The organism is Lentzea jiangxiensis, assembly GCF_900104175.1.
In the GTDB taxonomy this organism is placed as follows: domain Bacteria; phylum Actinomycetota; class Actinomycetes; order Mycobacteriales; family Pseudonocardiaceae; genus Lentzea; species Lentzea jiangxiensis.
Window position 1 is genome coordinate 43,226 of record NZ_FNIX01000029.1, and the last position, 10,990, is coordinate 54,215.

Genomic DNA, 10,990 nt, shown 5'->3' on the forward strand with positions numbered 1-10,990 from the left:
AACATCCGAATCACTCAGGACTAGGCTGGCCGGAGGACGTGGGAGACACGCGGGTCAGGCTCTTCGGGATCGATTCCGAAGCGGCCGGGCACCCGCCCTAGCGACAAGTTTGGAGCTGTAAGTCCGTGACCGTCACCGACGACATCGCCCGGCTCACCAAGGCCGATCTGCCTGACGACTGGACCGAGCTCGACAAGCGCGCCGTCGACACCGCGCGCGTGCTCGCGGCGGACGCCGTGCAGAACGTCGGCAACGGCCATCCCGGCACGGCGATGAGCCTCGCACCCCTGGCGTACACGCTGTTCCAGCGGGTGCTGCGGCACGACCCCGCCGACCCGGACTGGATCGGCCGCGACCGGTTCGTGCTGTCCGCGGGCCACTCCAGCCTGACCCTGTACGTCCAGCTGTTCCTGTCGGGCTACGGCCTGGAGCTGGACGACCTGAAGCACCTGCGCAAGTGGGGCTCGAAGACGCCGGGCCACCCCGAGCACGGCCACACCCGCGGTGTGGAGATCACCACCGGCCCGCTCGGCTCCGGTCTCGCCGCCGCCGTCGGCATGGCGATGGCCGCCCGCCGCGAGCGCGGCCTGTTCGACCCGTCGGCCGCGCCGGGTGAGAGCCCGTTCGACCACCACGTCTACGTGATCGCCTCCGACGGCGACATCGAGGAGGGCGTCACCTCCGAGGCGTCGTCGCTCGCCGGCACGCAGCAGCTGGGGAACCTGGTCGTCTTCTACGACGACAACAAGATCTCCATCGAGGACGACACGACGATCGCGCTGTCCGAGGACACCGCGAAGCGCTACGAGGCCTACGGCTGGCACGTCCAGGTCGTCGAGTCCGGCGAGAACGTCAAGGGCATCCTCGAGGCGGTCGAGAAGGCCAAGGCCGTCACCGACAAGCCGTCGTTCATCCTGCTGCGCACGATCATCGGCTACCCGGCGCCGAACAAGCAGAACACCGGTGCCGCGCACGGTGCCGCGCTCGGCGTCGACGAGGTCAAGGCCACCAAGGAGATCCTCGGCTTCGACCCCGAGCAGACCTTCGAGGTCGCCGACGAGGTCCTCGCGCACGCCCGCGAGGTCGTCAAGCGCGGTGAGCACGCCAAGGCCGAGTGGCAGAAGAGCTTCGACGCGTGGGCCTCGGCCAACGCCGAGAACAAGGCCCTGCTGGACCGCCTGGTCGCCCGTGAGCTCCCCGAGGGCTGGGACGCCGGTCTGCCCGTGTACGAGGTGGGCGGCAAGGAGATCCCGACCCGCAAGGCCTCCGGTGAGGTCATCAACGCGCTCGCCGAGCAGCTCCCGGAGCTGTGGGGCGGTTCCGCCGACCTGGCCGAGTCGAACCTGACCACGATCAAGGGCGCGAAGTCGTTCGGCCCGGCGGAGATCTCCACCGGCATGTGGAGCGCCGACCCGTACGGCCGCGTGCTGCACTTCGGTGTCCGCGAGAACGCCATGGGCATGATCCTCAACGGCATCGCGCTGCACGGCCCGACCCGCCCGTTCGGCGGCACGTTCCTCGTGTTCTCCGACTACATGCGCCCCGCGGTGCGCCTGGCCGCGATCATGAAGGCCGCCGTCACGTACGTGTGGACGCACGACTCCATCGGCCTGGGCGAGGACGGCCCGACGCACCAGCCGATCGAGCACCTCGCCGCCCTGCGCGCGATCCCGGACTTCGCGGTCGTCCGCCCCGGTGACGCGAACGAGACCGCCTTCGCGTGGAAGGCCGTCATCGAGCAGCTCGGCCCGGTCGGTCTCGCGCTGAGCCGGCAGAACCTCCCGATCCTGGAGGGCACCTCCGCGGAGGGCGTGAAGCGCGGCGGTTACGTGCTCTTCGGTGACGAGAACCCGGAGATCGTGATCATCGGCACCGGCTCTGAGCTGCAGGTCGCCGCCGAGGCCGGGAAGGTTCTGCAGGGCGAGGGCGTTGCAGTGAGCGTGGTCTCCATGCCGTCCATCGACTGGTTCGAGAAGCAGGACGCCGACTACCGCGAGTCGGTCATCCCGTCGTCGGTGAAGGCCCGCGTCGCCGTGGAGGCCGGCATCGCGCAGCCGTGGTACCGCTACGTCGGCGACGCCGGCGAGATCGTGTCGATCGAGCACTTCGGTGCCTCGGCCGACTACCAGGTCCTGTTCAAGGAGTTCGGCTTCACGACGGACGACGTCGTCGCCGCCGCCCGCCGTTCCCTTGACAACGTGAGGGGTAAGAAGTGAGCAAGCCGAATTTGGAAGCGCTGTCCGGCGCCGGTGTCTCGATCTGGCTCGACGACCTGTCCCGCGAACGGCTCACCAGCGGCAACCTGGACGAGCTGATCCGCGACTGGAACGTCGTCGGGGTCACGACGAACCCGACGATCTTCGCCGGGGCGCTGTCGAAGGGCGAGTCCTACGACGAGCAGGTCCGCGAGCTCGCGAACCGGGGCGCCGACACCGAGGCCACCATCCGCGAGGTCACGACGACAGACGTGCGCAACGCGTGCGACAAGTTCCGCGACATCTACAACTCGACGAACGGCGTGGACGGCCGCGTGTCGATCGAGGTCGACCCGCGCCTGGCGTTCGAGACGGACAAGACCGTCGCCGAGGCGCAGGACCTGTGGAAGACCGTCGACCGGCCGAACCTGCTGGTGAAGATCCCGGCCACCGAGGCGGGCATCCCGGCGATCACGAAGGTGATCGGCGAGGGCATCTCCGTCAACGTGACGCTGATCTTCTCCGTCGAGCGGTACGAGAAGGTCATGGAGGCCTACATCGCGGGCCTCGAGCAGGCCAAGGCGAACGGCCACGACCTCCGATCGATCCACTCGGTCGCGTCGTTCTTCGTGTCCCGCGTGGACACCGAGATCGACAAGCGCCTCGACAAGATCGGCACGGACGAGGCGACCGCGCTCAAGGGCAAGGCCGCGCTCGCCAACGCCTGGATCGCCTACGGCTCGTTCGAGAAGACGTTCCGGGGTGAGCGCTGGGAGGCCCTGAAGGCGGCCGGCGCGAACGCGCAGCGTCCTCTGTGGGCGTCGACCGGCGTGAAGGACCCGAGCTACTCCCCCACCCTCTACGTCGACCAGCTCGTCGTGAACGACGTCGTGAACACGATGCCGGAGAAGACGCTGCAGGCCGTCGCCGACGCGGGCAAGATCACCGGTGACACCGTCACCGGACGCGCCGCGGAAGGCCAGGAGGTGTTCGACCAGCTCGCCGCCGCGGGAATCGACCTCCAGGACGTGTTCGTCGCGCTGGAGACCGAGGGCGTCGAGAAGTTCGAGAAGTCCTGGGAAGAGTTGCTCGAGACGGTGACGAACCAACTGGCTCAACTGAAGGGCTGATACCCAAGTGACCTCCGTCGAAATCGTGAGGTCACCGAACGCCGACCAGGTCAGCACCATCGCTGCTGACCTGGTCGCGGATTCGGTGCCGAGCAAGCTGACCGCGCAGGACCCGACCCTGTGGGGGCCGGAAGCCGAGTCCGAGGCGAGCATCCGCCTCTCGTGGACGACGTTGCACGAGACGTCCCGTCCACTGCTCCCGGAGCTCAAGGCGCTGCGCGAGGAACTGCACGCCGAGGGCGTCGACCGCGTCGTGCTCGCCGGGATGGGCGGCTCGTCGCTGGCCCCCGAGGTGATCACGCGGACGCAGGGCGTCCCGCTGGTCGTGCTGGACACCACCGATCCCGCCCAGGTCGCCGACGCTCTCGCCGGTGACCTCGAGCGCACGGTGATCGTGGTGTCGTCCAAGTCCGGTGGCACGGTCGAGACCGACAGCCACCGGCGGATCTTCGAGAAGGCTTTCGCCGACGCGGGCATCGACGCCGCGTCGCGCATCGTGGTGGTCACCGACCCCGGCTCGCCGCTGCAGACCGCGTCCGAGGAGGCGGGCTACCGCAAGGTGTTCCTGGCCGACCCGAACGTCGGTGGCCGGTACTCGGCGCTGACGGCGTTCGGCCTGGTGCCGTCCTACCTCGCCGGCGCCGACGTGGAGTCGCTCCTCGACGACGCGGCCGAAGTCGCCGAGGTCGTGTCGCAGGACGACGTGGACAACCCGGCCGTCCGATTGGCCGCGATCTTCGGTGCCGCGCACGCGAACGGCGCCGAGAAGATCGTCTTCGCGGACACCGGTTCGGGCATCAAGGGCTTCGGCGACTGGGCGGAGCAGCTGATCGCCGAGTCCACGGGCAAGAACGGCACCGGCCTGCTGCCGGTCGTCGTCGAGGGCCCCGGCGCCGAGGGCTTCGTGAACGCGCGTTCGGACGCCACGACCGTCGCGATCGGACCGGCCACCGGCTCCGCGAACGTCGCGGTCGAGGGCAAGCTCGGCGCGCAGTTCCTGCTGTGGGAGTACGCGACCGCGCTCGTCGGCCGGGTGCTCGGCATCAACCCGTTCGACCAGCCCGACGTCGAGGCCGCGAAGAAGGCGGCGCGCGCGCTGCTGGACGCGCCGGTCGCGTCGGCGACCGCCCCGTCCTTCGTGGACGGACCGGTCCAGGGCCACGGCACCGACTGGGCGCAGCGCAAGGTGCACACGGTCGCGGAAGCGCTGGCGGCGCTCGTCGAAGTGGCGCCCGACCACGGCTACATCTCCGTTCAGGCGTACTTGGACAGGATCGACGACGCGTCGTTCGAGCTGCTCCGCGCGGAGATCGCGAAGAGGACGCACCTGCAGACCACGTTCGGCTGGGGTCCGCGCTTCCTGCACTCGACCGGCCAGTACCACAAGGGCGGTCACCAGAACGGTGTGTTCATCCAGATCACCGGCGAGTCCGGCGACGACCTGGAGGTGCCCGGCCGTCCGTACACGCTGGCGCAGCTGCAGCTCGCGCAGGCGCTCGGCGACGGTCAGGTGCTCGCCGAACACGGCCGTCCCGTGCTGCGGCTCCACCTCGAGGACCGCATCGCAGGTCTCGCCCAGCTCGTCGAGGCAGTCCAGGAGGACGGCTCGTGACCACATCCGCCAAGTGGCGCAACCCGCTGCGGGACGCGCGCGACAAGCGCCTGCCCCGCATCGCGGGCCCGAGCGCGCTGGTCATCTTCGGTGTCACCGGTGACCTGTCGCGCAAGAAGCTGATGCCCGCGATCTACGACCTCGCGAACCGGGGTCTGCTGCCGCCGGGCTTCGGTCTCGTCGGCTTCGCCCGCCGCGACTGGGCCGACCAGGACTTCATGAAGGTCGTCCACGACGCGGTGAAGGAGCACGCGCGCACGCCGTTCAACGAGGCGGTCTGGGCGCAGCTCGCCGAGGGCATCCGGTTCGTGCAGGGCACGTTCGACGACGACGAGGCGTTCGACAACCTCGCGTCGTGCCTGGCGGCCCTCGACAGCGAGCGCGGCACGGGCGGCAACCACGCGTTCTACCTGTCGATCCCGCCGGGCGCGTTCCCGACGGTGGTCAACCAGCTCAAGCGCGCGGGCCTCGCCCAGGCCAAGGACGACCAGTGGCGCCGCGTCGTCATCGAGAAGCCCTTCGGCCACGACCTGAAGTCGGCCAAGGAGCTCAACCGCACGGTCAACGAGGTCTTCCCCGAGGAGTCGGTGTTCCGCATCGACCACTACCTCGGCAAGGAGACCGTGCAGAACATCCTGGCGCTGCGGTTCGCGAACCAGCTGTACGAACCCATCTGGAACTCGAACTACGTCGACCACGTGCAGATCACCATGGCCGAGGACATCGGTCTCGGTGGCCGCGCCGGCTACTACGACGGCATCGGCGCGACGCGCGACGTCATCCAGAACCACCTGCTGCAGCTGCTCGCGCTGATCGCGATGGAGGAGCCCGTCTCCTTCAAGCCGGCCGACCTGCGGGCGGAGAAGGTGAAGATCCTCTCGGCGACGCGTCCTGCGGAGCCGTTCGAGGAGACCACCGCGCGCGGCCAGTACACCGGTGGCTGGCAGGGCGGCCAGAAGGTCCCCGGCCTGCTCGAGGAGGGCGGGTTCTCGCCCGAGTCGAAGACCGAGACGTTCGGCGCGATCACCTGCGAGGTCAACACCCGCCGCTGGGCCGGGGTGCCGTTCTACCTGCGCACCGGCAAGCGCCTGGGCCGCCGCGTCACCGAGGTGGCCGTCGTGTTCAAGCGGGCGCCGCACCTGCCGTTCGACGACACCGCGACCGAGGAGCTCGGGCAGAACGCCCTGGTGGTCCGCGTGCAGCCGGACGAGGGCGTGACGATCCGGTTCGGGTCGAAGGTGCCGGGCAACACGATGGAGGTCCGCGACGTCACGATGGACTTCGGCTACGGCCACTCGTTCACCGAGTCGTCGCCGGAGGCCTACGAGCGGCTGCTGCTCGACGTGCTGCTCGGTGAACCGTCGCTGTTCCCGAAGAACGATGAGGTCGAGCTCTCCTGGGAGATCCTCGACCCGGTGCTGGAGTTCTGGGCGCGCAAGGACGAACCCGCTCTCGAGAAGTACAAGGCCGGTACCTGGGGCCCGCCGTCGGCGCAGACGATGACCGCCAGGACCGGAAGGCAGTGGAGGCGTCCGTGATCATCGACCTGCCCTCGACCACCACGTCCCAGATCAACTCCCGCCTGGTGAGGCTGAGGGACGAGGGTGGCGCGACCACCCTGGGCCGCGTGCTGACCCTGGTCATCGTGACCGAGGACGGCCAGCGGACCGACGCCGCGATCGACGCGGCCAACGACGCCTCGCGCGAGCACCCCTGTCGCGTGATCGTCGTGGCCCGCGGCGCTCGTCAGGCCGCCCCCCGCCTCGACGCGCAGATCCGCGTCGGCGGTGACGCGGGCGCGTCGGAGGTCGTCGTCCTGCGCCTGTACGGCGAACTGGCCAAGGAAGGCGCCTCGTGCGTCATGCCGCTGCTGCTGCCGGACACCCCGGTCGTGGCGTGGTGGCCGTTCGACGCGCCGGTCTCGCCGTCGAAGGACCCGATCGGTCAGCTCGCGCAGCGCCGCATCACCGACGCGGCCGCCGAGAAGAACCCGATCAAGGCCCTGGAGTCCCGCCGGGCGCACTACGCGCCGGGTGACACGGACCTGGCGTGGACGCGTCTGACCCTGTGGCGCGCCATGCTCTCCGCGTCGCTGGACCTGCCGCCGTACGAGAAGATCACCGAGGCCGAGGTGACCGGCGAGGCCGACTCGCCGTCCACCGACCTGCTGGCCGCGTGGCTCACGGACCGGTTGAAGGTCCCGGCCAAGCGCTTCAAGGCGACCTCCGGCGAAGGCATCGTGCAGGTCAAGCTGGACCGCCCGTCCGGTGCCGTCGACCTGCACCGCCCGGACGGCAAGGTGGGCACGCTGTCGCAGCCCGGCCAGCCGTCGCGGCGGGTGGCGCTGCAACGCCGTTCGGTGCGCGACTGCCTCGCCGAGGAACTGCGCCGGCTCGACCCGGACGAGGTCTACGCGGCGGCGCTGAAGTCGCTGTCGAAGGTCTCGAAGGGCCGCACGCCGTCCGCGAAGCCGGAGGAGGTCCCGGCTGCCGCGCCGGAGGCCGCCGACGGTCCCGCCGCGAAGAAGCCGAAGGCGAAGGCGAGTTCGTGAGCAATGCGCAAGTAGTGGTGCACCGCGACGGCGACCTCCTGGCCGCCGCCGCGGCGGCACGCCTGGTGACCCGCATGGTCGACGCGCAGGCCGCCCGCGGTCACGCGTCGGTCGTGCTGACCGGTGGCCGCACCGGCACCGCGGTCCTGGAGCACCTGAACCGCAACGGCGCCCGTGACGCCGTGGACTGGTCGCGCGTCGACCTGTACTGGGGCGACGAGCGCTTCCTGCCGTCCGGGCACCCGGAGCGCAACGAGACGCAGGCCCGTGCGGCGCTGCTGGACCACGTGCCGGTGGACCCGTCGCGGGTGCACGTGATGGAGCCCTCGGACGGCAAGTTCGGCGACGACCCCGAGGCCGCCGCGGAGGCGTACGCGTCCCTGCTGGCATCGCTGGCGCGGCCGGAGGACCACGGCGACGTGCCGTCGTTCGACGTCTGCATGCTGGGCGTCGGCGAGGAGGGGCACGTGGCGTCGGTGTTCCCCGCTTCTCCCGCGGTGTACGAGAAGGAGCGGACGGTCGTCGCGGTGCGCAACTGCCCGAAGCCGCCACCTACGCGCGTGTCGCTGACGTTGTCGTCGGTGCGGCGTGCGCAGGAGGTCTGGCTGATGACCACCGGTGAGGCCAAGGCCGCCGCGGTGGCCATGGCCCTGAGCGGTACCGGCGAGGTGCAGCTGCCCGCCGCCGGCGCCACGGGCCGGCGCCGGACGTTGTGGCTGCTGGACACGGCGGCCGCCTCGGCGGTCCCCGCCCTGTTCAAGCCTCCGCTGGCATGAGCTCAGGCCCCCGGGCTCCGGCCCGGGGGCCTTCTCAGCCTGCTGATCCTCTGCGCGCACGACGGGTGCGACGCGAGCATCCGCGCCCGCATCGGCGCCCTGGCCCGTGCGTCGTCGTGACCTTCCTTCACCCACCGCTGCAACACTTCCAGCAGCAACGGCCCGTAGCCGAGCTCCGCCGCGACCCGGTCCGCGTGCAGCTCCGCCCGCCGGCTCGCCAGCGCCAGCAGCGGCGCGACCACGGGCACCAGCAACAACCACGGGCTGACCACGACCGCCGCCACCGCCAGCGCCACCACCAGCAGGAGACTGGTGAGGACCGCGGCCCTGGTCCCGATCGCCTGCCCCGCAACGAGAACGCCTGTCGCGACCAGCACCACCACCCGCACCACGGCCCGCGCCGGGAGCTCGTACCACCAGCGCAGCAACGAGATCCGCGTGTGCCCGGCCAGGTGGTGCCCGAGCTCGTGCGCCAGCACCGCCTCCAACTGCCTGCGCGGCAACTGCACCGCCGCCGTCGACACCCCGACGACGTGCCCGCCGACCGCCATGGCGTTGATCTCGCGGGAGTTCTGGACCCGCAACCAGTACCGGCCCGGCTCCACCCCCGCCGCCCCGCAGACCTCCTCGAGCAACGGCTCCAGAAGAGCCCTTTCCGCGGCCGTCGGCTTCCTGAGCCGGTGTGCGAGCGCCGCGAGCACCACGTCCGTCGCCGGCACGAACACGACCGCGCCGGAGAGCAGCCACAGCGCGGGCACCAGCCAGGGCGTCTGCGGGACGAGCGCCCTCCCCGCGAGGAAGAACACCAGCAGGCTGCTCAGCACGGTCGGCACGCCGAGCAGCAGCTCGACCACAGCGGACAGGTCGAAGCGCCTTCGGCTCGTCGGCACCGTCATCACCTCGGGGCCCGAGCGTTCCAGCCCGGGGCCATTTGTGTCCAGCCGAGTCGCCCGACCCGCCCAGTGCCGGCGGCTGGAGGGTGAACCGGGGCGGCCGGTGGACGCGGGTACGTCCGGCTCGGCGACTACGAGATCACCTGTCACCGGTGCGAACCGGCTGCGGGCTCACGTCCCGTTCACCAGTTCCTCCATCACCGGCACCGGCAACGACGGGTTCGCCGCCGCGGCCGACGCCGTGAACTCGCTCCCCAGCATCTCCACGACCACCGCCACCGGCAGGTTCGGATGCGCCGCCGCGAGGTGCCGGGCCCGCGCGTCCTCCAAGCACAGCAACAACGTCTCCCCCGAGGCGGCCGGGTTCCCGGCGATCGCCCGGCACGTACTCCCCGCCCCGGCGGCGCGCAAAGCCATGTGGTGCAACAGGTCGGCCGGGCAGGACGGGTTCACGGCCACCCGCGGGTGCGACCGCGCCCCGCACCGCGACACCAGGTCCCGCAACTGCGCGCCGGTCAACGAGGGATGCGCGGCCACGGCGGTGGCGACGGACGGATCCGGGTCGCGCGCGAAGCGGTGCACCAGGTCCAACGGCAGGTCCGGACGCATGGCCACCATCAGCCGCACCTGCGTCGCGGAGGAACCCGCCAGCGCGCGGAGTTCGGCCTCGGAAGCGGAGGCGATGCGGGGCAGGACCTCCGCGGAACCGACGCGGGCGGAGGGTGCCAGCTCCACCAGCAGGTCCAGCGGGATCGCGGGGTTGCGCAGCACGCCGCTGAGCCGGCGCAGCACGCCGCTGAGCCGGCGCAGCACGGCCACCGGCACGGCGGGGTTCACCGCGAGCGCCGACAGGGGGCCCGGTTCGATCTCCGAGGCGAGTTGTTCGTACACCGCGGGAGGCAGGTCTGGGCGCGAGGCGAGGAAGTAGCGGGCCTCGTGGTGGCGCACCAGCTCCGCCGCCAGGGCCGCCGGGGTCGACGGGTTGGAGGCCAGTTCGCGGGCGGCGGAAGGACCCAGCCGCGCCAGCACGGCGGGAGGTGTGTGCGGGGAGGCGGCGAGGGCGCGGCGCACGTCGGGGCTCGGGTGCCGGCTCAGCGACAGCGCCAGGGCCGGTGGCACGGCGTGGAAGGTCACCAGTCCGGCGACCACCTCCGGGTCGGGGTCGGCGGCCAGCAGGTCCACGACGTCGGGAGCCAGGTGGTGCGCCCACTCGGGGAGCCGGCTCCGGATCGCGGGGTCCGGGTGGAAGGCGAGGACGCGGGCCAGGGCGGGGTCGGCGTCGGGGTGTTCGACCACGGCCAGTGCGACCGATTCGTCCGGGATCGGCACGTTTTCGGGCCGGGCAAGACCTTTGAAGAGAAGCTCGCTCACGACCGCGGAGTCACCGTGTGCCAGCAACGCGCGCACGTGGTCGGACGAGAGGTCGTTGCGGGAAGCCAGTTCCCACGCCAGTTCGGGGCGGGTGACCAGGCGGTCGAGCAGGTGGCCCGGGAGCGCGGGGTTCGACGCCAGGCCCTCCAGTACAGCGTTCACCGATCTCCCCGGTAACACGGCGCTCATTCCCCCCGGCAACGCGTATCATCCCCAATCGCGTTGAGTAGCGGGGGTTTTGTGGCAAACGGCAGTGGTGGGCGGCGTCCCACCATCGGGATGATCACCGCTGGCCCGCTCATCGAGCTCGCGGGCGAACAGTGGCGTGGTGTCAGTGACGGCGCTCAGCGGCTCGGGTGCGACCTCGTGTGTTTCGTGGGCAGTGCTTTGAACCATCCGGATCCGCACAAGCGTAGGGCCAACACGGTCTACGACCTCATCTCGCCGAACCGCATCGATGCG

The 10,990-nt window shown here is 70.9% G+C and carries 9 protein-coding genes; 7 read left to right on the top strand and 2 right to left on the bottom strand.

Features of this window, described 5'->3' with window-relative positions; translation table 11 throughout:
- Window positions 1-125 precede the first annotated feature (125 nt).
- The 6 genes from tkt to pgl are packed head-to-tail and all read left to right on the top strand — an operon-like array spanning window position 126 to window position 8,264.
- Window positions 126-2,216 (top strand): transketolase, encoded by a 2,091-nt coding sequence (gene tkt, locus BLQ91_RS37440; protein ID WP_090104954.1) that lies wholly within the window; start codon window positions 126-128, stop codon window positions 2,214-2,216.
- The gene (gene tal, locus BLQ91_RS37445) at window positions 2,213-3,325 is read left to right on the top strand and encodes a transaldolase (protein ID WP_090104956.1); all 1,113 of its coding nucleotides are present in this window, start codon (window positions 2,213-2,215) and stop codon (window positions 3,323-3,325) included. Before tkt ends, tal begins: the two co-directional genes overlap by 4 nt.
- 25 nt (window positions 3,326-3,350) lie before the next feature.
- The gene (locus BLQ91_RS37450) at window positions 3,351-4,937 is read left to right on the top strand and encodes a glucose-6-phosphate isomerase (RefSeq protein ID WP_245734237.1); all 1,587 of its coding nucleotides are present in this window, start codon (window positions 3,351-3,353) and stop codon (window positions 4,935-4,937) included.
- On the top strand, window positions 4,934-6,475 hold the full coding sequence (gene zwf / locus BLQ91_RS37455) for a glucose-6-phosphate dehydrogenase (RefSeq protein ID WP_090104960.1): 1,542 nt from the start codon (window positions 4,934-4,936) through the stop codon (window positions 6,473-6,475). The genes BLQ91_RS37450 and zwf overlap by 4 nt, the downstream gene beginning before the upstream one ends.
- Window positions 6,472-7,488, top strand: coding sequence for a glucose-6-phosphate dehydrogenase assembly protein OpcA (gene opcA / locus BLQ91_RS37460; protein ID WP_090104980.1), 1,017 nt, complete (start codon window positions 6,472-6,474; stop codon window positions 7,486-7,488). The genes zwf and opcA overlap by 4 nt, the downstream gene beginning before the upstream one ends.
- Complete coding sequence (gene pgl, locus BLQ91_RS37465; RefSeq protein WP_090104962.1) at window positions 7,485-8,264, top strand: 6-phosphogluconolactonase; 780 nt, start codon at window positions 7,485-7,487, stop codon at window positions 8,262-8,264. Before opcA ends, pgl begins: the two co-directional genes overlap by 4 nt.
- 2 nt (window positions 8,265-8,266) lie before the next feature.
- Here pgl and BLQ91_RS37470 read toward each other — a convergent pair whose 3' ends face one another.
- Both BLQ91_RS37470 and BLQ91_RS37475 read right to left on the bottom strand, forming a co-directional pair.
- A complete protein-coding gene (locus tag BLQ91_RS37470; RefSeq protein ID WP_245734239.1) occupies window positions 8,267-9,154 on the bottom strand; it encodes a M48 family metalloprotease in 888 nt (295 codons plus the stop codon).
- Window positions 9,155-9,328: 174 nt separating this feature from the next.
- Complete coding sequence (locus tag BLQ91_RS37475; RefSeq protein ID WP_090104966.1) at window positions 9,329-10,690, bottom strand: hypothetical protein; 1,362 nt, start codon at window positions 10,688-10,690, stop codon at window positions 9,329-9,331.
- A 117-nt stretch (window positions 10,691-10,807) separates the two neighbouring features.
- Between BLQ91_RS37475 and BLQ91_RS42330 the strand changes: the two genes are divergently transcribed.
- A partial coding sequence (locus tag BLQ91_RS42330; RefSeq protein WP_218130558.1) for a hypothetical protein occupies window positions 10,808-10,990 on the top strand: 183 nt, incomplete at its 3' end.